Below are 24,794 nucleotides of genomic sequence, written 5' to 3'. Positions count from 1 at the left end.
TCGCAGCCTCATGACAAGCGAACGCCCCCGCTCCCGGCCCCTGCGCGGAGTCGCGAACACGGCCGTCTTTCTGCGGGCGGTCGACAGCACCCTGCGTGCGATCGCCGGGTGCGCCGGCGGCGCGTCCGCCCCGTCCGGCGTCGACGGCATCGAAACCGCTGCACTGCCGCCCGCCCTGACGACGGCGGAGATCGTCCGCCTGCGCGGCGAGGCCGACGCGCAGGCCCTGCGCCTGCGCCATCACGACGAGCGCCTCCATGCCCTGCACGATCTGCAGGGCGAGCGCGCACGCGCGGCCTACGATGCGATCGCACAGGCACGCGTCGAGGCCTTGGGGGCGGGCCGGATGCCGGGCGTGGCGGCCAACATCGCCGCGCTCATCGAGCAGCGCTGCCGGGACAGGCGGCTCGACCGCGCGACCAGCCGGGAACAGGTTGCGCTCGCAGAGGCCCTGCACGTCCTCGCCCGCGAACGCTTCTGCGGCGCGCCTCCCCCGCCGGCGGCGCGGACCATGGCCGAGCTGTGGCGACCCTACTTCGACGCCCACGTCGGCCCGCGCCTCGACGGCCTACGCGAGCACCTGCGCGACGAACGCACGTTCGCCGCCGGATTGCATGAACTGATCGAGGCGCTCGACCTGGAAAACCCCACCAGCGAAGCCCGCGAGCCGCGCAAGCTGGCCCGCAGCGAGGGCGAATCCGGAGACGAGGACGCTGCGGAGCAGGCGCGGGCGGGCGGCGCGGCTGCGAGGGACGCGCAGCCCTCGCTCCGCCACGCCTCGTCCGGTCGGAACGAGGGCGGACGGGCAGCGCAGGCAGACTTGGCCGCCGCGCCGGCACGGACTGGCGCGGCAGGAGGGGACGCAGTCCGCGACGCCGCGTCTGCGCGGGGGCCCAGCGCGTCGTACCGTGCCTACACCACCGCCTTCGACCAGACCGTGGGCGCGGAAGAGCTCTGCGACGCGTCGGAACTGCACCCGCTGCGCGCCCGCCTGGACCGCGAGCTGATGCGTCTCCCGGAACTCGTCGGGCGACTCGCCAAGCGGTTGCAGCGACGCCTGCTGGCGAGCCAGCTGCGCGACTGGGCCTTCGATCTGGAGGAAGGCTGGCTCGATCCCGGGCGACTCGACCGCATCGTCGTCAGTCCCGATCATGGCCTGTCGTTCAGGATGGAGAAGGCTTCCGGCTTTCGCGATACCGTGGTCGGCGTGCTGATCGACAACTCCAGCTCGATGCGCGGCCGTCCGCTCGCCGTTGCGGCGATGAGCGCCGACATCCTCGCCCGTACGCTGGAGCGCTGCGGCATCAAGGTCGAGATCCTCGGCTTCACCACGCGCACCTGGAAGGGCGGCCGTGCCCGCGAGCAGTGGCGGCGCGAGGGCGAACCCGTCGCTCCGGGGCGGCTCGCCGAGCTGCGTCACATCGTATACAAGGCTGCGGACACGCCCTGGCGGCGTGCGCGCAAGAACCTGGGCCTGATGCTGCGTGACGGCATCCCCAAGGAGAACATCGACGGCGAAGCCCTGCTGTGGGCCCACCGCCGCCTCGTCGCCCGCCCCGAGCAGCGTCGCATCCTGGTCGTCGTGTCGGATGGCGCGCCTGCCGACGAGGCCACGCTTGCGGCCAACCCGGGCGATTATCTGGAACGTCACCTCCACGAGGTGATCGCCTGGATCGAGCGGCGCTCGCCCGTCGAGCTGCTTGCCATCGGCATCGGCCACGACGTGACCCGCCATTACCGCCGCGCGGTCACCCTGCGGGATGCCGACGCGCTCGGCGCAGCCCTGCTCGAGCAGCTCGCGCGGCTGTTCGACGAGCGGCCCCGAGCGCCCGCGGGAGCGAGGATGCGCCCGCGGGCCAGCGAAACGGCTCCCCGATGATTCGGGTATGATTGGGCCCCCTGCACGCGGACCGACGCCATGGCCGGACTCGACGAAAACACCCCGACGCCCACCGACATCATCGTCCATCGCGACCGCAAGACGCTCGAAGTCGCCTTCGACGACGGCAGCCGCTTCGAGCTGCCGTTCGAGTTCCTGCGCGTGTATTCCCCCTCGGCCGAGGTGCGCGGGCACGGCCCGGGACAGGAGACCCTGCAGCAGGGCAAGCGCGACGTCGACATCGTGGACCTCGCGCCGGTCGGCAACTACGCGATCAAGCCTACCTTCTCGGACGGCCACGACAGCGGCCTGTACTCCTGGGACTACCTGTTCGCGATCGGCCGCAACCAGGAAGAACTGTGGAACAACTATCTCGAGGCCCTCGAGCGTGCGGGCGGCACCCGCGACCCGTCCAAGGTCCCGCCCCCGCCGCCCAAGGGCGGCTGCGGCCACCATCACTGAGCAGATCATGAGCGACAAGACGACCCACTTCGGCTTCCAGACCGTGGCCGAGGAACAGAAGGAAAAGAAGGTCGCCGAGGTGTTTTCCTCGGTGGCGCAGAAGTACGACGTGATGAACGACCTCATGTCGTTCGGCCTGCATCGGCTGTGGAAGCACTTCACCATCCAGGTCTCCGATGTGCGCGAGGGCGACCGCGTACTCGACGTGGCAGGCGGCACCGCCGACCTTTCGCTCGCGTTCGCGAAGAAGGTCGGACGCAGCGGCCAGGTCTGGCTTACCGACATCAACCACGCGATGCTCGCTCGTGGCCGCGACCGCATGATCGACCACGGCTTCGCGATGCCGGCCGCGCAGTGCAACGGCGAGAAGCTGCCTTTCCCGGACGATTGGTTCGACTGCGTCACCGTGGCCTTCGGCCTGCGCAACATGACCCACAAGGACGTCGCACTCGCCGAGATGCGGCGCGTGCTGCGTCCGGGCGGACGCCTGCTGGTGCTCGAGTTCTCGCGCGTGTGGAAACCGCTGTCGCCGCTCTATGACCTATATTCCTTCAAGCTGCTGCCGTGGATGGGCCAGAAGGTCGCCAATGACGCGGACAGCTACCGCTACCTGGCCGAATCCATCCGCATGCATCCGGGCCAGGAAGAATTGAAGGCGATGATGGAACAAGCCGGCCTGTCGAGGGTCAATTACTTCAATCTCAGTGCGGGGGTGGTTGCCCTGCACCGCGGTTACAAGATCTGAACCAGGAGACCCCGACAGATGAAGCAGTTCTTCCTCACCCTGATCGTCGCCGTGATGTCTTTCGGCTTCGTCGCCACCGAAGCCGAAGCCAAGCGCCTCGGCGGTGGCAGCAGCTTCGGCATGCAGCGACAAGCCACGCCACCTGCGCAGCGCCAGCCCTCGGCAACCCAGCAGCAGGCGCCCGCCGCCGGTGCAGCCACCGCGGCTGCGCAGCCCAAACGTTCGTGGATGGGTCCGATCGCGGGCTTGGCCGCAGGTCTGGGCCTTGCCGCACTGTTCTCGGCCCTGGGCCTCGGCGAAGGCTTCGCCAACTTCGTCATGATCCTGCTCCTCGCCGCGGCGGCATTCTTCGTCTTCCGCCTGATCTTCCGGCGCGGAGCGAACGCGGCCGCGCAACAGCCCGCGCGCGACCTGCAGTACGCCGGCGCACCTGCAGGCGCCGCGCAACAGGCCCGTCCGCAGCAGTTCGAGGCCGGTCGTCCGCTGGCCGGCGGCAGTGTCTCCGCCCAGAGCGGCCTCGACAAGGCGCTCGCCAGCGGCTTCGATGCCGAAGGCTTCGCCCGCCAGGCCAAGCTCAACTTCATCCGCCTGCAGGCTGCCAACGACGCCGGCAACCTGGACGATCTGCGCGAGTTCACCACCCCCGAAGTGTTCGCCGAGCTGTGCATGCAGGTCAACGAGCGCAAGGGTGCCGGGCAGCGTACGGACGTGGTCGAGTTGAACGCCCAGGTGATCGACGTCGCCGAGGAGAACGATCGCTACGTCGTCAGCGTCCGCTTCAGCGGCCTGCTGCGCGAACAGGCCGAAGCCGCTCCGGAAGCCTTCGACGAGATCTGGCACCTGAGCAAGCCGCTCGCCGGCAGCGGCGGCTGGCTGATCGCGGGAATCCAGCAGTCGCAGTAAGCGATCGGGGTCACGAGCCTCGTGTCCCCCCGCTGCCGCGGGCCTGCCCGTGTCTCCCCGGAGGCATCGGCAGGCCCGCGGCATTTTCGGCGCCCCGCCCGCGACAGGATGCCTCACCGCTGCGTATCCTTGGCGAACCTCCCTCCAGCCCTTCTCCGGAGCCCCGATCATGATTTCGAGCCTGTTCCTCTCGGCCACCAACCATCTGCTGTCCCAGGCCGGCTGGGCTCGCCAGCGCCTGCAGCCGCACGCGGGACGCACGGCGCGGCTGGTCCTCAGCCCTGTGGCCGAGATCGACTTTTCCGTGACCAACGAGGGTCAGCTCGCCGAGTGGAGCGGTGAGGAAGCACCCGAGGTGAGCCTGCGCCTCGCGGTGGCCGACCTGCCGCGGCTGCTGGTGGACGGACTGGAGACGGCGATGCGCCACGTGCGCATCGAAGGCAACGCCGAACTCGCCGAGGCGCTCGGCTTCGTCTTCCGTCATCTGCGCTGGGATGCCGAGGAAGACCTGGCGCGGCTGTTCGGCGACATCGCCGCCCACCGCCTGGTGGAAGGAGGGCGCAAGGTCGTGGACGAGGGCCGCCGCAGCCTGGAGCGCGCAAGCGGGAACGTGGCCGAATACCTTACCGAGGAATCCACCCTGCTCGTCCCGCGCAAGGCCCTGCCCGCATTCGCCGAAGAGGTGGTGGCGTTGCGCGACGCCGTGGCGCGCCTGGACAAGCGCGTAGCGAGGCTGGAAAAGCGGCGCTGAGCAAGCGGTACGCGCCCGGCTCGCATGTAGCCCGCGCCGCGCACCGAGCCCGGAAAACCGGCAAAAAAAAGCAGCTCGAGGTGAGCTGCTTTCGGGATGTCGAACGCGCCGGCGGACCGGCGCGCTCCGGTCTCAGTGACCGCGCTTGCGCAGGCGCTGGATCGCGGCGAGCTGCGCCACCGCTTCCATGAGCTCGGCCTGGGCCTTGGCATAGTCCAGACGCGCGGTCTGGTTCGCCATGGTTTCCTCAGCCTTGCGCTTGGCTTCGAGCGCCTTCGCCTCGTCGAGGTCCTTGCCGCGGATCGCGGTGTCGGCGAGCACCGTCACCAGACCCGGTTGAACCTCCAGCAGGCCTCCCGCGACGAAGATCAGCTCTTCCTCGGTCGCGTTTTGGGCACGCACGCGCACGGCACCCGGCTTGATCCGGGTCATCAGCGGCATGTGACCGGGCAGGATGCCCAGCTCGCCCGCTTCGCCCGGCAATGCGACAAACTCGGCCAGCCCGGAGAAGATCTGCTCTTCCGCGCTGACGATGTCGACATGAACCGTCATAGCCATTGTGTTTCCCCTTGATGTCCCGCACGCCGCTTGCACGACGCGCGGGCGGCCTCGTTACTGGAGCTTCTTCGCCTTCTCGATGGCCTCGTCGATGTTGCCGACCATGTAGAAGGCCTGTTCAGGCAGGCTGTCCAGTTCGCCGGAGACGATCATCTTGAAGCCCTTGATCGTGTCCTTGAGCGAGACGTACTTGCCCGGCGAGCCGGTAAACACTTCCGCAACGTGGAAGGGCTGCGACAGGAAACGCTGGATCTTGCGCGCGCGTGCCACCGACAGCTTGTCTTCCGGCGACAGCTCGTCCATGCCCAGAATCGCGATGATGTCGCGCAGTTCCTTGTACTTCTGCAGCGTCATCTGAACCTGACGCGCCACGTTGTAGTGCTCTTCACCCACGACCAGCGGATCGAGCTGGCGCGAGGTGGAGTCGAGCGGATCGACGGCCGGGTAGATACCCAGGGCAGCGATGTCACGCGACAGCACGACGGTGGAGTCGAGGTGCAGGAAGGTGGTGGCAGGCGACGGGTCGGTCAAGTCGTCCGCAGGCACATACACGGCCTGGATCGAGGTGATCGAACCGACCTTGGTGGAGGTGATGCGCTCCTGCAGGCGGCCCATTTCTTCGGCCAGCGTCGGCTGGTAACCCACCGCGGACGGCATACGCCCCAGGAGCGCGGACACTTCGGTACCGGCCAGGGTGTAGCGGTAGATGTTATCCACGAAGAACAGGATGTCGCGGCCTTCGTCCCGGAAGCGCTCGGCCATGGTCAGGCCGGTCAGCGCCACGCGCAGACGGTTGCCCGGGGGCTCGTTCATCTGACCGAACACCATCGCGACCTTGTCGAGAACGTTGGAGTCCTTCATCTCGTGGTAGAAGTCGTTACCCTCACGAGTACGCTCACCCACGCCAGCGAACACCGACAGACCGGAGTGCTGCTTCGCGATGTTGTTGATCAGCTCCATCATGTTCACGGTCTTGCCGACGCCGGCGCCACCGAACAGACCCACCTTGCCGCCCTTGGCGAACGGGCAGATCAGGTCGATAACCTTGATGCCGGTCTCGAGCAGTTCCACCGACGGCGACAGCTCGTCGAACTTCGGCGCCTTCTGGTGAATGGCACGCAGCTCGTCGGTCTCGATCGGGCCGGCGTCGTCGATCGGGCGACCCAGCACGTCCATGATGCGGCCGAGCGTACCCATGCCGACAGGCACGGAAATCTGCGTGCCCGTGTTCGCAACCTTCATCCCGCGGCGCAGGCCGTCGGAAGAACCCATCGCAATGGTGCGCACCACGCCATCACCGAGCTGCTGCTGAACCTCGAAGGTCAGGTTCGCTTCGGCGAAGGAGTCGGCCACGTCCTCGAGCTTCAGGGCGTCATATACCTTGGGCATCGAATCACGCGGGAACTGGATGTCCACCACGGCGCCGATGCACTGAACGATCGTACCTTGACTCATCGTCATATCCTTAATTCAATAATGCCTTACACCGCGGCGGCGCCGCCGACGATTTCCGACAGCTCCTTGGTGATTGCGGCCTGACGGGTCTTGTTATAGACCAGCTGCAGTTCGCCTATCACGTTCTTGGCATTGTCGGACGCGGCCTTCATCGCCACCATGCGCGCACTCTGTTCGGATGCCATGTTCTCAGCCACAGCCTGGTACACCAGCGCCTCGACGTAGCGCACCAGCAGCTCGTCGATGACGACCTGCGGGTCCGGCTCGTAGAGGTAGTCCCAGGAGCTCTCCGGCGTACCCAGCTGTTCGCCGGTGAGCGGCAGAAGCTGCTCGAGCACCGGCTCCTGCTTCATCGTGTTGATGAAACGGGTGTAAGCCACGTAAACCGCGTCGAGCTCGTCGTTCTGGAACGCATCGAGCATGACCTTGACCGGACCGATCAGCTTTTCCAGGTGCGGCGTGTCACCCAGCTGGGTGACGTTCGACACCACCTTGACGCCCATGCGCTGCATGAAGCCCAGACCCTTGTTGCCGATGGCGCAGGCACGGATCTCGGTCACGCCCGAGGACTCCCAGTCCTTCATGGCGTTGAGCGCAATACGCTGGACGTTGGTGTTGAGGCCACCGCACAAGCCCTTGTCGGTGGTCACCAGGATCAGGCCCACCCGCTTGACCTGGTCCTTGCGGACCAGGAAGGGGTGCTTGTAGTCGGTCACATTGGCCTGGGACAGGTTCGCGGCGAGTCGGCGGATCTTTTCGGCAAAGGGGCGGGCGCTACGCATCCGGTCCTGCGCCTTGCGCATCTTGGATGCAGCCACCATCTCCATGGCCTTGGTGATCTTGCGCGTGTTTTGCACGCTCTTGATCTTGGTACGGATTTCCTTACCGCTAGCCATATTCCGTCTCCCTCGCCGGCCTTAAGCCCAGCTCTTCTTGAACTCGGCGATCGCGGCAGCCAGGGACTTTTCGCCTTCGGCGTCGAGTTCCTTCTTGCTCAGGATCGAGGAGACCAGGGCGGCCTGCTTGGTCTTGACGAACTGGATCATCGCGGACTCGAAAGCCAGCACGCGACCCACGTCGACATCGTCGAAGTAGCCGTTGTTCACCGCGTACAGAACGATGGCCATGTCGGCGATCGACATCGGCGAGTACTGGGCCTGCTTCATCAGCTCGGTGACGCGGCGGCCGCGCTCCAGCTGCTTCCGCGTGGCATCGTCCAGGTCGGAGGCGAACTGGGCGAACGCAGCGAGTTCGCGATACTGTGCGAGGTCGGTACGGATACCGCCGGAGAGCTTCTTGACGACCTTGGTCTGGGCTGCACCACCGACGCGGGACACCGAGATACCGGCGTTGATCGCGGGACGGATACCGGCGTTGAAGAGGTCGGTCTCGAGGAAGATCTGGCCGTCGGTAATCGAGATCACGTTGGTCGGAACGAACGCGGACACGTCGCCGGCCTGGGTCTCGATGACCGGCAGCGCAGTCAGCGAACCGGTCTTGCCCTTGACCTCGCCGTTGGTGAACTTCTCGACGTAGTCGGCGTTGACGCGTGCGGCACGCTCGAGCAGACGGGAGTGCAGGTAGAACACATCGCCCGGGTAGGCTTCACGGCCAGGCGGACGGCGCAGCAGCAGCGAAACCTGGCGATACGCCCAGGCCTGCTTGGTGAGGTCGTCGTAGACGATCAGCGCGTCCATGCCGCGGTCGCGGAAGTACTCGCCCATCGTGCAGCCGGCGTAGGCGGCCAGATACTGCATGGCGGCCGACTCCGACGCGGTGGCGGCGACGACGATGGTGTATTCCATCGCGCCGTTCTCTTCGAGCTTGCGCACGACGTTCGCGACAGTCGAGGCCTTCTGGCCGATGGCCACGTACACGCAGTACATGTCCTGGCCCTTCTGGTTGATGATCGCGTCGACCGCGACGGCGGTCTTGCCGGTCTGGCGGTCGCCGATGATCAGCTCGCGCTGGCCACGACCGATCGGCACCATCGAGTCGACCGACTTCAGACCGGTCTGCACCGGCTGCGAAACGGACTGACGGGCGATGACGCCCGGCGCGACCTTTTCGATCTTGTCGGTAAGCTTGGCGTTGATCGGGCCCTTGCCGTCGATCGGCTGGCCGAGCGCGTTCACGACGCGGCCGATCAGCTCGGGGCCGACCGGAACTTCGAGAATGCGGCCGGTGGCCTTGACGGTGTCGCCTTCGGTGATGTGCTCGTATTCGCCGAGCACCACGGCGCCGACGGAGTCGCGCTCGAGGTTGAGCGCCATGCCGAAGGTGTTGCCGGGGAACTCCAGCATTTCGCCCTGCATGACGTCGGTCAGGCCATGAACGCGGGTGATGCCGTCGGTGACGGAGACCACCGTACCCTCGTTGCGCGACGTGGCGGCGAGCTGCAGGTTCTGGATCCGGCTCTTGATCAGATCGCTGATTTCAGAGGGGTTGAGTTGCATAGACATTTATGCTCCTAGTTCTTTAGCGCAGCGGCCATGTTCGCGAGCTTGCCGCGGACCGAGGCGTCGATGACTTCGTCGCCGACGGCGATGCGGACCCCACCGATCAGTTCGGGGTCGATACTGACGGAGACATTGACGGCGGCCTTGAAGCGGGCTTCGAGGTCGGCCTTCAATGCGGCCAGAGCGGCATCGTCGAGCGGGAAGGCGGAGGCGATTTGCGCCTCCCGGACGCCTTCGTGTTCGTTCTTGAGAGCAACGAACAGGTCACGGATCTCCGGAAGCACCTGCAGACGTTCGCTTTCCACGAGGACGCGGACGAAATTCTGCTGTTCGGCGGTCAGGTCACCCGAGACACCCAACACGAGCTGGCAGAGCTGCTCGGCGGACAGTTTGGGATCGTTGAAGCACGCCTTCATGCCGGAATCGGCCGCCACGAGGGCAAGCCGATCCAGCGCTTCCGACCAAGGCCCCAGCGCACCTGCCCCGCGAGCCAGCTCGAAGGCGGCATCCGCATAGGGGCGCGCGATGGTGACGTTCTCGGCCATGACTTATTGCAGTTCCTGTTTCAGGTTGGCAAGCAGCTTCGCGTGCACCTTGGCGTCGATCTCGCGGCGCAGGATCTTCTCCGCGCCGGCGACGGCCAGATGGGCGACCTGGTCGCGCAGGGCTTCCTTGGCACGCTGCGTGGCGGCACCGGCTTCGTGCTCGGCGGCCTCGCGCGCGGCGGCAATGATGCGACTGGCTTCGGCGCGGGCCTCGTCGATCAGCTGGCTCGCCTGCTTTTCAGCGGAGGTCCGCACATCACCCGCGGATTCGCGGGCCTTGCGCAGTTCCTCGACGACCTTCTTCTCGGCGAGTGCCAGATCGGCCTTGGCCTTGTCCGCAGCTGCCAGCCCGTCTGCGATCTTGTTCGCACGCTCGTCCAGCGCCTTCACGATGGGCGGCCACACGAATTTCATCGTGAACCACGCCAGAATGAAGAACACAACGAGCTGGGCTATCAGGGTTGCGTTCAAATTCACGGTTCTTGGCCCTCAGGTTGGTTCAAAAAAGGATGAACTCGAACCGATCAGAGCTGGAACGGGTTGGCGAAGGCGAACATCATGGCGATACCGACACCGATCAGGAACGCGGCGTCGATCAGACCGGCCAGGAGGAACATCTTGGTCTGCAGGGCGTTCATCAGCTCGGGCTGGCGAGCCGACGCCTCGAGGTACTTGGAACCCATGATGCCGATACCGATACAAGCACCGATCGCACCCAGACCGATGATCAGACCAGCAGCCAGAGCAACAAAACCCAGAACGTTTTCCATGACGACTCCTTAGTGGGGAAGTAAGTTTAAAAACCAGGTACTACGCTGAAGGTGAAACCGAAACTCTTAGTGGCTCTCGTGCGCCTGACCGACATACACCAGAGTCAGCATCATGAAGATGAAGGCCTGGAGGGTGATGATCAGGATATGGAAGATCGCCCAGATCGAACCCGCGATCACGTGACCGAGGAAGCCGAACACGGTGGCGGTGCTGCCCAGCAGCGCGATCAGGATGAAGATCAGCTCGCCGGCGTACATGTTGCCGAACAGTCGCATGCCGTGCGAGACGGTCTTGGCGACGAACTCGATGATCTGCATCGCGAAGTTGATCGGATACAGCAGCGGATGGCTGCCGAAGGGAGCGGTGAAGAGCTCGTGCACCCAGCCACCGACACCCTTGATCTTGATGTTGTAGTAGAGACACAGCAGCAACACGCCGGTGGACATGCCGAGCGTCGCGGAGAGGTCGGCGGTCGCCACCACACGCATGTAGGCGTGGGCGGGGTCGCCACCACCGGCGGCGTACATGCCTTCCCAGATGCGCGGCAGCAGATCGACCGGCAGCAGATCCATCGCGTTCATCAGGAAGATCCACACGAACACGGTCAGCGCGAGCGGCGCGACGAAGCGGCGCGACTCGGCGCTATGGACGATACCCTTGGCTTGGTCGGCCACCATGTCGACTAGGATCTCGACGATTCCCTGGAAGCGCCCCGGAACGCCCGAGGTCGCCTTGCGCGCGGCAAGCCAGAGCAGGAAGACGGTGAGCGCACCGATCACGATCGAATAGAACATCGAATCGAGGTTGATGACGCTCCAGTCGATGATGTTTTCTTGCGCGTGTCCGGTGTTGTTGAGGTGCGTCAGGTGGTGAATGACGTACTCGGATGCGGTGGGGGCGTGCCCTTCTGTAGCCATGGTCAGGTCTTTACCAAAAATGCAAACAAATTCGCCTTAAGCGCCAGGATGAGACCGACCAGCATGCCCCCCCAATGGAGGTCAGGATAGACGGCCCACACCAGCACCAACAATCCCACGATCGAGGCGATCTTGAGGAACTCGCCTGCGACGAAGGCAGTCACACTCGCCGTACCGGACCTGCGCGTGATCGCCGCGAGGCGCAACGCGAACAGACCGCTCGGCAGCACGCATGCCAGTCCTGCTCCTGCGGCGGAGACCGCTCCGCTGACGCCGAAGAGCGCGCCCGATAGGGCCGCTGCGACGAGCGTCGCGATCACCTGCAGTATGACAGCTTTAAGCATCCGGTGTTATCGCGTGCGCGTCTGAGACGCCGGCGACCGCCTGAAATCCCGCGGATGGTAGGGGTTTACCGCAGCAAAGTCAAACCTTGGATGCGCTGCAACAAGGGTAAATGCATTGCTGTTGTATCTTATAGAAGACATAACATAACGAGCCTTCGCCATTGCGGTCACGCGGCCCCGGAGGAAACGCATGGAGGGGCGCGCATCCGCCTCGGCAAACGCGGTGATCAGTGTGAGGAAAGGCCGGCCGCAGGGCGGCGCCGGTCTGCGTCCGGGATGAGTCAGCGCAGCCTGCCGAGCACGCCGTCCAGCTGGTCGAGGCTGCCGAAACGGATCGTGAGCTCGCCAGCACCGTTCTTGTTGGCCTTGATCTTGACCGTCGCGCCGATCGCGTCCGCGATCTCCTCTTCCAGGCGCAGCAGGTCGCGGTCGGGCGGCGGCACAGGCTTCTTCTGGCGCGGGTTCAGGATCTGCTGTACCAGCCGTTCGGTGTCGCGCACGGAAAGCTGGCGCGCGGCGACCTGGTTGCCGAGCTGGATCTGACTGGCGGCGTCGAGCGGCAGCAGCGCGCGCGCATGACCCATGTCGAGGTCACCCGCCATCAACAGCTCCTGCACCGGTTTGGCGAGATTGAGCAGGCGCAGCAGGTTCGACGCCGCGGGGCGTGAGCGGCCGACCGCGTCGGCGGCCTGCTGGTGGGTCATGTCGAACTCGTCGATCAGGCGCTGGATGCCGCCGGCCTCTTCGAGCGGATTGAGGTCCTCGCGCTGGATGTTCTCGATCAGCGACATCGCCAGCGCGGCCTCGTCGGGTATCTCGCGCACCAGGCAGGGGACCTCGGCCAGCCCGGCGATCTGCGAAGCACGCCAGCGCCGTTCGCCGGCGATGATCTCGTAGGCGTCCTCGCCCACCGGACGCACCATGATCGGCTGCATCACGCCCTGGGCCTTGATCGAGGCCGCGAGTTCCTCCAGCGAACCCGGATCCATGCGCGTGCGTGGCTGGTACTTGCCGGGCTGCAAGGCGATCGTGGGCAAGGACTGCAGTTCGCCCTTCTCGGCCTCCTCTTCCTGGTTCGCGGCCAGCAGCGCGTCGAGTCCGCGGCCGAGGCCCTTGAGTCTGGGTTTGTTCATGTCGGCTCCGGAATTCAGAAGATCTTCGCGCGCTCGATCATCTCGTGCGCGAAGGCCATGTAGGCCTGCGCACCCTTGGCGGACTTGTCGAACACCACACCAGGCATGCCGTGGCTGGGCGCCTCGGCCAGGCGCACGTTGCGCGGCACGATGGCGCGGAAGACCTTGTCGCCGAAGTGACCCTCGAGCTGGTTCGAGACCTGCTGCTGCAGGGTCACGCGCGGGTCGAACATCACCCGCAGCAGGCCGATGATCTTGAGGTCGCGGTTGAGGTTGGCATGCACCTTCTTGATCGTGTTGACCAGGTCCGAAAGCCCCTCGAGCGCGTAGTACTCGCACTGCATCGGGATGATCACCCCGGTGGCGCAGCACAGGCCGTTGAGGGTCAGCATCGACAGCGAGGGCGGGCAGTCGATGAGGACGAAGTCGTAGTCGTCGACGAAGGCGGCGAGCGCGTTGCGCAGGCGCTTCTCGCGCTGGTCGAGGTTGACCAGCTCGACCTCGGCGCCGGCGAGGTCCCGATTGGCCGGCAGCACGTCGTAGCCGCCGGTGGGCGAGGCCACCCGCACCCCGGCGAGGTCGACCATGCCCACCAGCAGGTGATACACCGAACTCTTCAGGTCGCGCTTGTCGACCCCGCTGCCCATGGTGGCGTTGCCCTGCGGATCGAGGTCGATCAGCAGCACGCGCTGCCCGGCCTGGTGCAGGGCGGCGGCGAGATTGACGCAGGTGGTGGTCTTGCCCACCCCGCCCTTCTGGTTGGCGACGCAGAATATCTTGGCCATGTCGGTTCAGGCTGTTCCGGTTGGAAGGCTCGCACACACGGTGCAAACCCTGGAGTGTACTTCAATGCGGCGATGCAGCATGCACGACGCTTCTCAGGGCCGCAGTGTCACGCCCGCCGGATGACCAGCAGATGACGCTCGGCGCCCAGCCCCGGCACCGTGAGCGCATGGGTCTCCGCCACCGCCCAGCCCGCAGGCAGCGCGGCGATCTCGTCGACCGGATTCACGCCTTTCATCGCGTACAGCGCGCCGCCCTCGGCGACGAGGTGGCCGGACAGCGCGACGAAATCCGCCAGGCTGGAGAAGGCCCGCGAGATCGCGCCTTCCGGCGCGCCGCCGGGCAGCGACTGCGGCCGAACCTGCTCGACGCGCTGGTTCAGCACGCTGAAGTTGTCCAGCCCGAGCTCGATCTTCGCCTGCTGCTGGAAGCTCGCCTTCTTGCCCACGGTCTCGATCGAGGACACCACCAGCCCGGGGCGCACGATCGCCAGCACCACGCCCGGCAGGCCGCCCCCGGAGCCGATGTCGGCGAGCCGGTTCACCGCCTCCAGCTGCGGCAGCACCGCGAGCGAGTCGAGCAGGTGGTGAGTGATCAGCTCCTGCGGCGAGCGGATCGCCGTGAGGTTGTAGACCTTGTTCCACTTCAGCAGCAGCTCGCCGAAGGCGAGCAGGCGGTCGATGGTCTCCTGCGGGAGGGCGAGGCCGAGCGCGGCGATGCCGTCGGCGAGCCGGGCGGCGTAAGGCTGCAGGCGCCCGCTCACTGCAATTCTCTCCCGTCGCGATGCGAGCTCTTCCCCATGGAAGCTGTGCGCTTGCCTTCCGGCCGCCATACGAGCGCGCTCATGCCGCCGGCCTCCGTGCCACGTCGTCGCCCGCGTCCGCAGGCGCCGCAAGCTCGGGCGCCACAGCGCCCGCGCGCGCCGCCAAGTCGCGGCGCTTGAGCCACACCAGCAGCAGCGAGATCGCCGCCGGGGTCACGCCCTGGATACGGCCGGCCTGGCCGATGGTCTCGGGCTTGTGCTGGTTGAGCTTCTGCTGCACTTCCTTGGACAGGCCGCGCACCTGGGCGTAGTCGAGGCCAACCGGCAAGCGCGTGGCCTCGGCCTGCATCTGCTTCGTGACCTCGTCCTGCTGGCGGTCGATGTAGCCCTGGTACTTGGCGGCGATCTCGATCTGCTCGATCACCTGCGCGTCGGTCTCGCGCTCGTCCGGCGCGCCGGGCAGGCTCATCAGCGAGGCGTAACTGGTCTCCGGCCGGCGCAGCAGCTCGAAGTAGCGCTGCTCGCGCTCGAGCGCCTTGCCGAGCACGCGCTGCTGGTCCTCGGCCGGAATCGCCTCCGGCCGCGCCCACGCCGCCTTCAGCTGCGCCGTGCCACGCTCGATGGCCTCGCGCTTGGCGCAGAAGGCGGCCCAGCGCACGTCGTCGACCAGGCCCAACTCGCGGCCCTTCCCGGTCAGGCGCAGGTCGGCGTTGTCCTCGCGCAAGCTGAGGCGGTACTCGGCGCGCGAGGTGAACATGCGGTAGGGCTCGGACACGCCGCGGGTGATCAGGTCGTCCACCAGCACGCCCAGGTAGGCCTCGTCGCGGCGCGGGCACCAAGGCTCGCGCCCCTGCACCTGCAGCGCGGCGTTGGCGCCGGCGAGCAGGCCCTGAGCGGCGGCCTCCTCGTAGCCGGTGGTGCCGTTGATCTGGCCGGCGAAGAAGAGCCCGCCGATCGACTTGGTCTCCAGGCTGGACTTGAGGTTGCGCGGGTCGAAGTAGTCGTACTCGATGGCGTAGCCGGGGCGCAGGATGTGGGCGTTCTCCAGGCCGCGGATGCTGCGCACGATCTGCAGCTGCACGTCGAAGGGCAGCGAGGTGGAGATGCCGTTAGGGTAGATCTCGTGCGTTTCCAGGCCCTCGGGCTCGAGGAAGATGTTGTGGCTGTCCTTGTCGGCGAAGCGGTGGATCTTGTCCTCGATCGACGGGCAGTAGCGCGGCCCCACGCCCTCGATCACGCCGGAATACATCGGCGAGCGGTCGAGGTTGGCGCGGATCACGTCATGCGTGCGCTCGTTGGTCTGCGTCATCCAGCACGGCAGCTGGCGCGGGTGCTGCGAGGCATGGCCGAGGAAGCTGAACACCGGCACCGGGTCGTCGCCCGGCTGCACCGTCATCACCGAGAAGTCGATCGTGCGCGCGTCCAGCCGCGGCGGCGTGCCGGTCTTCAGGCGCCCCTGCGGCAGCGCCAGCTCCTTGAGCCGCGCACCGAGCGAGATCGCCGGCGGGTCGCCCGCGCGCCCGGCGGAGTAGTTCTGCATCCCCACATGCACCAGGCCGTTGAGGAAGGTGCCCGCGGTCAGAACGACCGTCGGCGCCTCGAAGCACAGGCCGATCTGGGTGACCACGCCGGTGACGCGGTCGCCGACCACCGTGAGGTCGTCCACCGCCTGCTGGAACAGCCACAGGTTCGGCTGGTTCTCCAGCCGCCGGCGGATCGCCGCCTTGTACAGCACGCGGTCGGCCTGGGCGCGGGTGGCGCGCACCGCCGGGCCCTTGGACGCGTTGAGGATGCGGAACTGGATGCCGCCCTCGTCGGTGGCCGCCGCCATCGCGCCGCCGAGCGCATCGACCTCCTTCACCAGGTGGCCCTTGCCGATGCCGCCGATCGAGGGGTTGCAGCTCATCGCCCCGAGCGTCTCGATGTTGTGGGTGAGCAGCAGCGTGGCCGCGCCCATGCGCGCCGCGGCGAGCGCAGCCTCGGTCCCGGCGTGACCGCCGCCGACCACGATGACATCGAAACGGGTGGGATAGAGCATGGCGCGCTCCGTGCTGCAATGCGTGAACAAGGGGCAGGATTCTACGCGCTTCGGACGCGAGCGGCCAGGTTCCGCGCTAATGTTTCACGGAAAATTGCAATTCAAACATCAGCTTATTGCTTTCCTTCGCGAGCGTTTCCACGCCCCCCGAAGCGCCACCACGGCAGCACCCGGCTCATCGACAGCACCTCGCCGCTCTGCATCGGCGCGTAGCCGGGCAGGTCGGCCAGGCGCTGCTGCCATGCGGCGGTGCGCAGCAGCGCGAGCAGGGCGCGGGTGGCGTCGTGCTCCAGGGTGGACTTGAGGCAGGCGAGGAAGTAGGCCTCTTCGACCAGCGGCACGAAGTCCAGTCCGCGGCCGCGCGCGCTCGCCTCGATGCCGAAGCCGGCGTCGGCCTGACCGCTCGCCACCGCCTGCGCGACCGCGGCGTGCGAGGGTTCGTCATTGGCGTAGCCCTCGATCGCGGCGGGCGCGAGGCCGAGCTCGCCGAGCAGCTCGTCGAAAATCACCCGCGTGCCGGTGCCGCGCGCGCGATTGACGAAGCGCACGCCGGGGCGCGCGAGGTCGGCGAGGCCGTGCAGGCCGCGCGGATTGCCGCGTGCCACGATCAGGCCCTGGCTGCGGCGGGCGAAGCCGATCAGCTTGTGCAGGCCGGGGCGCAGCAGCGGCTTGTAGGTGCGCTGCGAGTGTGACGACGACCCCCGCGAGCCCGGCACCGCCGGCAGGCGCACGTGGAAGCCGGCCATGGTGCAGCGGCCCTCGTTCAATGCGCGGATCGCATCGACGCTGCCGGTGAAGCGGATGTCCAGGTGCAGGCCGCGGGTCCGCGCCTCCTCGCCGAGCGCGGCGAGCGCCTCGTCGTGGCTGGCGTGGAAGGACAGCACATGCACCGAATCGTCGAAGGCGATCGCGAAGGCGCGCTCGAGGTCGGCGCGCAGCGCCTCGATCTGCGGCAACAGGCGAGCCTGCACCTGGCGCTCGGCGAGCAGCAGCTTGGCGCCGAACTCGGACAGGCGCGCGGCCTGGCCCTTCTCCCACAGGATCAGCGGCTGGCCGAGCTCGAGCTCCCAGCGCTTGAGCTCGCCCCAAACGTGGCGGTAGGAGAGGTCCAGCACACGCGCGGCGGCGGAGATCGAGCCCTGCTCGCGCACCGCCTGCAGGAGGTCGAGCAGGGGATTGTGGAGCGGCGCCGACCCCGTGTCCGCGCCGAGTACGTAGTTCAGCCTGATCCTGCGCATCTGCCGCCCGCTCTCCGTGTCTGCCGCCATCGTGGCGGCCTCGTGCGAGGTTAGCGCAAGCGCGTCGTCCGCGGCGAGCCCGCGCCCCCGGGGCATAAGGCCTGGCCGAGACGAAACCGGACGTCCCGCTGCTGTGCCTTTCAATTTGCAAGGGCCCGGCACCCTGCTACACTTCGAAGTGTAATTGTTTGAACTCCAATAGTTAGCGTGTCTAACATTTTCCTTTCCCGAGGAACCGACATGGACAGCGTCAATCTCGAGACCTTGCGCCAGGCCGTCGCCTGGCAGGCGGCCGGACTGCCGGTCACGCTCGCGACGGTGGTGCGCACCTGGGGCTCCTCGCCGCGACCCGAAGGCGCGTTGCTGGCGATCTGCGGCGACGGACGCCTGGCCGGCTCGGTCTCCGGCGGCTGCATCGAGGACGACCTGAGTGATCGCCTGCGCACGCAATGGCTCGAGCGCCCGGAGCTCGTCACCTACGGCATCACCGCGGACCAGACCCGGCGCTTCCAGCTACCCTGCGGCGGCTCGCTGAGCCTGGTGCTCGAGCCGCTGCACGCCGGCAGCCGGCTCGCCGAGACGCTCGCGCGCATCGAGCGCGGCGAACTGCTCGCACGCCGGCTGAGCCTCGCCACGGGCGCCGTGGAGCTGCTCGACTCCGTCCCGGACACCGCGGTGGTGTTCGACGGCTCCCGGCTCACCGCGGCCTTCGGGCCGCGCTGGCGCATGCTGATCGTCGGCGCCGGCCAGCTCTCCGCCTATCTCGCCCAGTTCGCGCTCGCCCTCGACTACCGCGTCACGCTCAGCGAGCCGCGCGAGGAATACCGCGCGAGCTGGACGCTGCCCGGCGTGGAGATCACCACCGAGATGCCCGACGACGCGGTCGCCGCGATGCGCCCCGACCGCCGCAGCGTGATCCTCGCCGCCGCCCACGATCCCAAGCTCGACGACCTCGCCCTCATCGACGCGCTGCACAGCGACGCCTTCTACATCGGCGCAGTGGGCTCGCGCGCAACCAGCGCCGCCCGCCGCGAGCGCCTGCGCCTGTTCGACCTCGGCGACGCGCAGATCGCCCGCCTGCATGCACCGGCAGGCCTGCCGCTGGGCAGCCGCACACCGCCCGAGATCGCGCTCGCGATCGTCGCCGACCTCACCGCGCGCCGCAACGGCACGAGCCTGACGGCCGCAGTCGCACGCCCGGCGACGGAGTCCGCCGCATGCCCGCTCGCACGCGCGGCCTGATCGTCGGCATCCTGCTCGCCGCCGGTGCCGGCAGCCGCTTCGGCGGCGGCAAGCTCGTCGCCCGCCTGGCCGACGGCCGCGGCGTGGCCGCGACCACCTGCGCCCGCCTGCTGCCGGCCGTCGACTTGGTGGTGGCGGTCGTTCCCGCCCAGCCCGGCACGCTTGAGGACGAGCTGCGTGCGGCGGGTGCCGAGGTGGTTCGCTGTGGCGCCGAGCACCCCGGCATGGGCGTCAGCATCGCCTGTGGCGTGGCCGCCACCGCCGATGCCGCAGGCTGGCTGGTCGCACTTGGCGACATGCCGCTGGTGCCCACCGCCCAGCACCGCCTGGTCGCCGACGCGCTGCGCGCTGGCGCCGCCATCGCCGCCCCCGTCTGCCGGGGCCGCCGCGGCCATCCGGTGGGCTTCGCCGCGCGCTTCGGTGACGAGCTGCGCGCCCTCGCCGGCGACGAAGGCGCACGCGCACTGCTCGCTCGCCACCGTGGGGCGCTGGTCGAACTCGCTGTCGACAACGACGCCAGCTGGCTGGACATCGACACGCCGTCCGACCTGGCCGCCGTGAATCACCGCCTCGGCAGCCACTGAACGCCCGCCCCTCGCACGGCAAGCACGGACCGCCCGGGCTCCCGCCGCACCCATCCTATGCAAAATCCCCCATAGCGAAGCAACACGAGCAATCTTATTCGTGGATATCTAACTATCTGCAACGTCATGATTTAACTTGACTTTATAATTTTGTGATACGCAGATATTGATTTCTTGATATTTTTTTGTATCATTAAGTCAAGCCGCTGCACGACCCTCTTGCGGCTCCTTCCCGACAGGAGGTCCCCATGCTCGACCACCCTTCCCCCGCAAGCGGCGCGCACCGCAGCTACGGCGTCGAACGCCGGGGCACCGACTCCGCGATCCTCGGCGAGGACGCGGTCGCCGAAGAGGCGCCGGTCGCCCTCGTCTATAACGGCTTCTCCCACGCGGTGATGCTCGCCACCCCGCAGGATCTCGAGGACTTCGCGCTCGGCTTCACGCTCAGCGAGGGCATCGCCGCGAGCGCGCGCGAGCTCCACGACATCGACGTGGTGGAGCACGCCCTCGGCTGCGAGGTGCGCATGGCGCTCGCCAGCGAGCGCTTCGCCGCCATGCGCGAACGCCGCCGCGCGCTCGCCGGGCGCACCGGCTGCGGCCTGTGCGGCATCGAGAGCCTCGCCCAGTTGCAGCGCCCGCTGCCGCCCGCCCGCCTCGCCGACACCGCGATCCAGCCCGGCGCGCTCGAGCGCGCCCAGGCTGAGCTCGCCGCGTTGCAGCCGCTGTTCCAGCTCACCGGCGCGGTGCATGCGGCGGCGTGGTGCCGGCGCGACGGCAGCGTCGCGCTGGTGCGCGAGGACGTCGGCCGCCACAACGCGCTCGACAAGCTCATCGGCGCGATCGCCACGCGCGGCTGCGGCTTCGACGACGGCTTCGTGCTGATGACCAGCCGCGCCAGCTACGAGATCGTGCAGAAGGCCGCCACCGTCGGCATCGCCGCGATCGCCGCGCTCTCGGCGCCGACCGGCATGGCGGTGCGCCTGGCCGAGGCCGCGGGCGTCACCCTGGTCGGCTTCGCGCGCGGCCACCGCCACAGCGTCTACACCCACCCGCAACGCATGCACTGAGCGAGGAGTCCGCGATGACCGCCGCCACCGCCCGCAACGAACGCAAGATTCCGAGCTACTGCTACAACTGCGTCGCCGGCCCCGACTTCATGACCGTCAAGGTGATCGACGGCGTGGCCACCGAGATCGAACCCAATTTCGCCGCCGCCGACGTGCATCCCGCGCGCGGACGCGTATGCGTGAAGGCGCACGGCCTGGTGCAGAAGACCTACAACCCGCACCGCATCCTGCAGCCGATGAAGCGCACCAACCCGAAGAAGGGGCGCAACGAGGATCCGGGCTTCGTACCGATCTCCTGGGACGAGGCGCTCGATACCATCGCCGCCCGCCTCGCCGCGGTGCGCGAGAAGGGCCTCGTCGACGACTCCGGCCTGCCGCGCGTGGCGGCCAGCTTCGGCCATGGCGGCACGCCGGCGATGTACATGGGCACCCTGCCCGCCTTCCTCGCCGCCTGGGGGCCGATCGACTTCAGCTTCGGCTCCGGCCAGGGCGTCAAGTGCGTGCATTCCGAGCACCTCTACGGCGAGTTCTGGCACCGCGCCTTCACCGTCGCCGCGGACACGCCCAACTGCCGCTACGTGATCTCGATCGGCAGCAACGTCGACGCCTCCGGCGGCCCGTGCGCGGTCACCCGCCACGCCGACGCGCGCGTGCGCGGCTACAAGCGCGTGCAGGTCGAGCCCCACCTGTCGATCACCGGCGCCTGTGCGTCCGAGTGGGTGCCGATCCGCCCCAAGACCGACCCCGCCTTCATGTTCGCGCTGATCCACGTGCTGGTGTGCGAGCACGGCCTCGGGCAGCTCGACCTGCCCTTCCTGCGCGACCGCACGTCCTCGCCCTACCTGGTCGGCCCCGACGGTCTCTACCTGCGCGCCCCCGACAGCGCGAAGCCGCTGGTGTGGGATCCCGCCGCCGGCCGCGCCGTGCCCTTCGACACCCCGGGCGTCGAGCCCGCGCTCGAGGGCCGCTTCCGCGTCGCCGCCGCGGTGACCGTGGATGCCGACGACGCCCGCCATGCGCTCGCCGACGTGGAGGGCGCACCCGCCCACACGATGCTGGTCGAGCACATGCGCAAATACACGCCGGAGTGGGCGGAGGGCATCTGCGACGTGCCTGCGGCCACCATCCGCCGCATCGCGGGCGAGTACCTCGAGAACGCGCAGGTCGGCGCCACCATCGAGGTGGACGGCGCCACCCTGCCGCTGCGCCCGGTCGCGGTCACCCTCGGCAAGTCGGTGAATAACGGCTGGGGCGCCTTCGAGTGCTGCTGGGCGCGCACGGTGCTCGCCACCCTGGTGGGCGCGCTCGAGGTGCCGGGCGGTACCCTCGGCACCACGGTGCGGCTGAACCGCCCGCACGACGACCGCCACCTTAGCGTCGCCGCTGGCGAGGACGGCTTCATGGCGCAGAAATTCAACCCCACCGACAAGGAGCACTGGGTCGCCCGGCCCACCGGCCGCAACGCCCACCGCACCCTGGTGCCGATCGTCGGCAACTCGGCATGGAGCCAGGCGCTCGGCCCCACCCAGCTGGCGTGGATGTTCCAGCGCGAGGTGCCGCGCGACTTCAACATGCCCAAGCCGACCCTGCCCGACATCTGGTTCATCTACCGCTCCAACCCGGCGATCTCGTTCTGGGACACGCCCAGCCTGGTGGAGACGATCGCCACCTTCCCCTTCACCGTGTCCTTCGCCTACACGGTGGACGAGACCAACTTCTTCGCCGACCTGCTGCTGCCCGAGGCCACCGACCTCGAATCCCTGCAGATGATCAAGGTCGGCGGCACCAAGTTCGTCGAGCAGTTCTGGACCGCGCGCGGCGTGGTGCTGCGCCAGCCGGCGGTCGAGCCGCAGGGCGAGGCGCGCGACTTCACCTGGATCAGCACCGAGCTGGCGCGCCGCACCGGCCTGCTCGAGCCCTACAACAAGGCGATCAACCGCGGCGCCGGCGGCGTCTCGCCGCTCGCCGGCGAGGGCTACGACTTCAGCCTCGACCCCACGCGCACGCACGACGTGGACACGATCTGGGACGCCATCTGCCGCGCGGCGAGCACCGATCTCTCGCAGGGGCAGGAGACCCACGACCTCGCCTGGTTCAAGGAGCACGGCTTCTACACCGTGCCGATGCCGCAGCGCTCGTGGTACCTCACCCCCACCCTGGCCGAGAAGGGCCTGCGCTACGAGCTGCCCTACCAGGAGCGCCTGCTGCGCATCGGCCGCGAGCTCGGCAACCGCCTGCACGAGCACGACATGCACTGGTGGGACACCCAGCTCTCCGAATACACCGCCCTGCCCGAATGGCACGACGTTCCCGGGCGCTGGGAGCAGGCCCTGGTCGACAGCGGCGCGAAGCCCGAGGACTACCCGCTGTGGCTGCTCGCCACCAAGAGCATGCAGTACCACACCGGCGGCAACGTCAGCATCGCGCTGATGCGCGAGGTGGCGCAGAACGTGCGGGGCCACGCCGGGGTGATCATGAACGCCAACACCGCCAGGCGCCTCGGCATCGCCGACGGCGACCGCGTCGAGATCCGCTCGCACATCGGCGCCACCTACGGCAAGGCGGTGCTCGCCCACGGCATCCGCCCCGACACCCTGGTCATCCCGGGCCAGTTCGACCACTGGGCCACCCCGGTCGCCAAGGATTTCGGCATGCCCAGCCTCAACACCGTGGCGCCGATGTCGCTCGAACTCACCGACGCCACCGGCTCGGGCGCCGACATCGTGCGCGTGGCGATCCGCCGTCTCGAAGGGAGCACCGTGCAATGACCCGCTATGTGATGAGCATCGACCTGCGCCGCTGCGTGGGCTGCCAGACCTGTACCGCGGCGTGCAAGAACGCCAACGCCACCCCGCCCGGCGTGCAGTGGCGCCGCGTGCTCGACCTCGAGACCGGCGAGTTCCCCGACGTGCGCCGCAGCTTCCTGCCGACGGCCTGCATGCACTGCGCCGAGCCGCCGTGCGCGGCGGTCTGCCCCACCGAGGCGACGCAGAAGCGCCGCGACGGCCTGGTCACCATCGACTACGACGTGTGCATCGGCTGCGCCAACTGCGTGATGGCCTGTCCCTACGAGGCGCGCTCGATCGTGCACGAAGCGCGCTTCGCCTACGGCGAGCAGCCGATCGCCTCCGAGGCGATCCGCTTCGACCCGTCGCGCATCTCGGTGGCGACCAAGTGTTCTTTCTGCAAGGAACGCATCGACGCCGCCGCGGCGAGCGGACGCATCCCCGGGCGCGACCCCGAGGTCACCCCGGCCTGCGTCAACTCCTGCATCTCGGGCGCGATGGTCTTCGGCGACATCGACGACCCCGACAGCGCGGTCAGCCGCCTGCTCGCAAAAACCCAGCACTTCCACATGCACGAGGAGCTCGGCACCGGGCCGAGCGTCTATTACATCTGGGATCACGCCTGATGAAACCGAACCGTTCCCCCCTCCCCGGCCAGCCCGCACCCCGCCTGCAGCAGCACTGGGACTGGCGCGCCGCCGGCAACTTCATCTGCGGCGGCAGCGGCGGCGGGCTCGTGCTGTTCGCCGGGCTCGCCGGCCTCGCCGGTGTCGAGGTGCGCCCGCAACTCGCCGCCGGCCTGCTCCTCGTCGCCCTCGGGCTGCTGTGCGTCTGGTTCGAGATCGGCCGACCGTGGCGCGCGCTCAACGTCTTCCGTCACATCCGCAGCTCGTGGATGACGCGCGAGGCCTCGGTCGCACTGGCGCTGTTCGGCGCGGGCGTGCTCGCCCTCTACACCGCCCACCCCGCCGCGCAGGCACTCGCCGGGCTGTGCGGCCTCGCCTTCGTCTACGCCCAGGCGCGCATCCTCGCCGCCGACAAGGGCATCCCCGCCTGGCGCCATGCGCGCTGCGCGCCGCTGGTACTGGGCACCGGACTGGCCGAGGGCGCGGGCCTGATCGCCACCACCCTGGCGGGCGGGCTGCAGATCGCCGCCGCGATGGCCCTCGTGCTCGCCCTGTGCGCCCGCCTGCTGCTGTGGAGACGCTACCTCGACGGCCTGCGCGCCGATCGCGCCCCGGCCCCCAGCGTGCAGGCCTTCGAGGCGATCGCGGCGCGCATGGTGCGCGTCGGCCACCTGCTGCCGGCTGGGCTCGCGCTGCTCGCCGCGGCGGGCATCCTCGCCGGCGTGCCCGGCGCGGGCAGCGCGCT

The 24,794-nt window shown here is 68.2% G+C and carries 25 protein-coding genes; 11 read left to right on the top strand and 14 right to left on the bottom strand.

Features of this window, described 5'->3' with window-relative positions:
• Positions 1 to 10: 10 nt before the first annotated feature.
• From C665_RS04985 to C665_RS04965, 5 genes are all read left to right on the top strand, one after another.
• The gene (locus tag C665_RS04985) at positions 11 to 1,879 is read left to right on the top strand and encodes a cobaltochelatase CobT-related protein (protein ID WP_004301642.1); all 1,869 of its coding nucleotides are present in this window, start codon (positions 11 to 13) and stop codon (positions 1,877 to 1,879) included.
• Between the two features lie 39 nt (positions 1,880 to 1,918).
• Entirely contained in the window at positions 1,919 to 2,341 is a 423-nt protein-coding gene (locus tag C665_RS04980; protein WP_004301640.1) for a gamma-butyrobetaine hydroxylase family protein, read from the top strand.
• A 7-nt stretch (positions 2,342 to 2,348) separates the two neighbouring features.
• The gene (gene ubiE, locus C665_RS04975) at positions 2,349 to 3,086 is read left to right on the top strand and encodes a bifunctional demethylmenaquinone methyltransferase/2-methoxy-6-polyprenyl-1,4-benzoquinol methylase UbiE (RefSeq protein ID WP_004301638.1); all 738 of its coding nucleotides are present in this window, start codon (positions 2,349 to 2,351) and stop codon (positions 3,084 to 3,086) included.
• Positions 3,087 to 3,104: 18 nt separating this feature from the next.
• On the top strand, positions 3,105 to 3,989 hold the full coding sequence (locus C665_RS04970) for a Tim44 domain-containing protein (RefSeq protein ID WP_004301637.1): 885 nt from the start codon (positions 3,105 to 3,107) through the stop codon (positions 3,987 to 3,989).
• 169 nt (positions 3,990 to 4,158) lie between these two features.
• The gene (locus C665_RS04965; RefSeq protein WP_004301636.1) at positions 4,159 to 4,740 is read left to right on the top strand and encodes a ubiquinone biosynthesis accessory factor UbiJ; all 582 of its coding nucleotides are present in this window, start codon (positions 4,159 to 4,161) and stop codon (positions 4,738 to 4,740) included.
• A gap of 132 nt (positions 4,741 to 4,872) precedes the next feature.
• Here the strand turns inward: C665_RS04965 and C665_RS04960 are convergent, their stop codons facing one another.
• The 14 genes from C665_RS04960 to C665_RS04895 all read right to left on the bottom strand — a co-directional run bounded on the left by C665_RS04960 (position 4,873) and on the right by C665_RS04895 (position 17,744).
• The gene (locus tag C665_RS04960) at positions 4,873 to 5,298 is read right to left on the bottom strand and encodes a F0F1 ATP synthase subunit epsilon (RefSeq protein ID WP_004301635.1); all 426 of its coding nucleotides are present in this window, start codon (positions 5,296 to 5,298) and stop codon (positions 4,873 to 4,875) included.
• Positions 5,299 to 5,352: 54 nt separating this feature from the next.
• Positions 5,353 to 6,753, bottom strand: a complete 1,401-nt coding sequence (gene atpD / locus C665_RS04955; protein WP_004301634.1) for a F0F1 ATP synthase subunit beta — start codon at positions 6,751 to 6,753, stop codon at positions 5,353 to 5,355.
• 26 nt (positions 6,754 to 6,779) lie between these two features.
• Positions 6,780 to 7,649, bottom strand: coding sequence for a F0F1 ATP synthase subunit gamma (gene atpG / locus C665_RS04950; RefSeq protein WP_004301632.1), 870 nt, complete (start codon positions 7,647 to 7,649; stop codon positions 6,780 to 6,782).
• A gap of 21 nt (positions 7,650 to 7,670) precedes the next feature.
• Positions 7,671 to 9,209 carry a F0F1 ATP synthase subunit alpha gene (atpA, locus tag C665_RS04945; RefSeq protein WP_004301630.1) on the bottom strand — a complete coding sequence of 513 codons (1,539 nt, stop codon included), beginning with the start codon at positions 9,207 to 9,209 and terminating at the stop codon, positions 7,671 to 7,673.
• Positions 9,210 to 9,223: 14 nt separating this feature from the next.
• A complete protein-coding gene (locus C665_RS04940) occupies positions 9,224 to 9,757 on the bottom strand; it encodes a F0F1 ATP synthase subunit delta (protein ID WP_004301629.1) in 534 nt (177 codons plus the stop codon).
• Positions 9,758 to 9,760: 3 nt separating this feature from the next.
• On the bottom strand, positions 9,761 to 10,234 hold the full coding sequence (locus C665_RS04935) for a F0F1 ATP synthase subunit B (RefSeq protein WP_012584301.1): 474 nt from the start codon (positions 10,232 to 10,234) through the stop codon (positions 9,761 to 9,763).
• Between the two features lie 47 nt (positions 10,235 to 10,281).
• Entirely contained in the window at positions 10,282 to 10,527 is a 246-nt protein-coding gene (gene atpE, locus C665_RS04930) for a F0F1 ATP synthase subunit C (protein ID WP_002925444.1), read from the bottom strand.
• A 66-nt stretch (positions 10,528 to 10,593) separates the two neighbouring features.
• Positions 10,594 to 11,445, bottom strand: coding sequence for a F0F1 ATP synthase subunit A (gene atpB / locus C665_RS04925; RefSeq protein ID WP_004301627.1), 852 nt, complete (start codon positions 11,443 to 11,445; stop codon positions 10,594 to 10,596).
• A 2-nt stretch (positions 11,446 to 11,447) separates the two neighbouring features.
• Positions 11,448 to 11,789: an ATP synthase subunit I gene (locus tag C665_RS04920; RefSeq protein ID WP_004301624.1), complete on the bottom strand. Its 342-nt coding sequence runs from the start codon at positions 11,787 to 11,789 to the stop codon at positions 11,448 to 11,450.
• A gap of 281 nt (positions 11,790 to 12,070) precedes the next feature.
• Positions 12,071 to 12,922 (bottom strand): ParB/RepB/Spo0J family partition protein, encoded by an 852-nt coding sequence (locus tag C665_RS04915; protein ID WP_004301623.1) that lies wholly within the window; start codon positions 12,920 to 12,922, stop codon positions 12,071 to 12,073.
• A 14-nt stretch (positions 12,923 to 12,936) separates the two neighbouring features.
• The gene (locus C665_RS04910) at positions 12,937 to 13,707 is read right to left on the bottom strand and encodes a ParA family protein (RefSeq protein ID WP_004301621.1); all 771 of its coding nucleotides are present in this window, start codon (positions 13,705 to 13,707) and stop codon (positions 12,937 to 12,939) included.
• A 107-nt stretch (positions 13,708 to 13,814) separates the two neighbouring features.
• A complete protein-coding gene (gene rsmG, locus C665_RS04905; protein ID WP_004301620.1) occupies positions 13,815 to 14,468 on the bottom strand; it encodes a 16S rRNA (guanine(527)-N(7))-methyltransferase RsmG in 654 nt (217 codons plus the stop codon).
• A 79-nt stretch (positions 14,469 to 14,547) separates the two neighbouring features.
• Entirely contained in the window at positions 14,548 to 16,506 is a 1,959-nt protein-coding gene (gene mnmG, locus C665_RS04900) for a tRNA uridine-5-carboxymethylaminomethyl(34) synthesis enzyme MnmG (protein WP_004301618.1), read from the bottom strand.
• A gap of 113 nt (positions 16,507 to 16,619) precedes the next feature.
• Entirely contained in the window at positions 16,620 to 17,744 is a 1,125-nt protein-coding gene (locus C665_RS04895) for a substrate-binding domain-containing protein (protein WP_004301616.1), read from the bottom strand.
• Positions 17,745 to 17,984: 240 nt separating this feature from the next.
• On the opposite strand from C665_RS04895, the gene C665_RS04890 reads away from it, so the two are divergent.
• From C665_RS04890 to C665_RS04865, 6 genes are all read left to right on the top strand, one after another.
• A complete protein-coding gene (locus tag C665_RS04890) occupies positions 17,985 to 18,986 on the top strand; it encodes an XdhC family protein (protein WP_004301614.1) in 1,002 nt (333 codons plus the stop codon).
• A complete protein-coding gene (locus tag C665_RS04885; RefSeq protein WP_004301609.1) occupies positions 18,962 to 19,570 on the top strand; it encodes a nucleotidyltransferase family protein in 609 nt (202 codons plus the stop codon). Before C665_RS04890 ends, C665_RS04885 begins: the two co-directional genes overlap by 25 nt.
• A gap of 248 nt (positions 19,571 to 19,818) precedes the next feature.
• Positions 19,819 to 20,637 (top strand): formate dehydrogenase accessory sulfurtransferase FdhD, encoded by an 819-nt coding sequence (fdhD, locus tag C665_RS04880; protein WP_004301608.1) that lies wholly within the window; start codon positions 19,819 to 19,821, stop codon positions 20,635 to 20,637.
• 14 nt (positions 20,638 to 20,651) lie between these two features.
• Entirely contained in the window at positions 20,652 to 23,405 is a 2,754-nt protein-coding gene (locus tag C665_RS04875; RefSeq protein ID WP_004301606.1) for a molybdopterin-dependent oxidoreductase, read from the top strand.
• The gene (locus C665_RS04870; protein ID WP_004301603.1) at positions 23,402 to 24,049 is read left to right on the top strand and encodes a 4Fe-4S dicluster domain-containing protein; all 648 of its coding nucleotides are present in this window, start codon (positions 23,402 to 23,404) and stop codon (positions 24,047 to 24,049) included. The genes C665_RS04875 and C665_RS04870 overlap by 4 nt, the downstream gene beginning before the upstream one ends.
• Positions 24,049 to 24,794 (top strand): DmsC/YnfH family molybdoenzyme membrane anchor subunit (locus C665_RS04865; protein WP_004301600.1); only part of this gene is annotated, 746 nt, incomplete at its 3' end. The genes C665_RS04870 and C665_RS04865, both read left to right, overlap by 1 nt.

Source organism: Thauera aminoaromatica S2, from assembly GCF_000310185.1.
GTDB classification, from domain to species: Bacteria; Pseudomonadota; Gammaproteobacteria; order Burkholderiales; family Rhodocyclaceae; genus Thauera; species Thauera aminoaromatica.
Note: the sequence above shows the minus strand (reverse complement) of the source record. Positions and strands in the feature narration are given on the sequence as shown.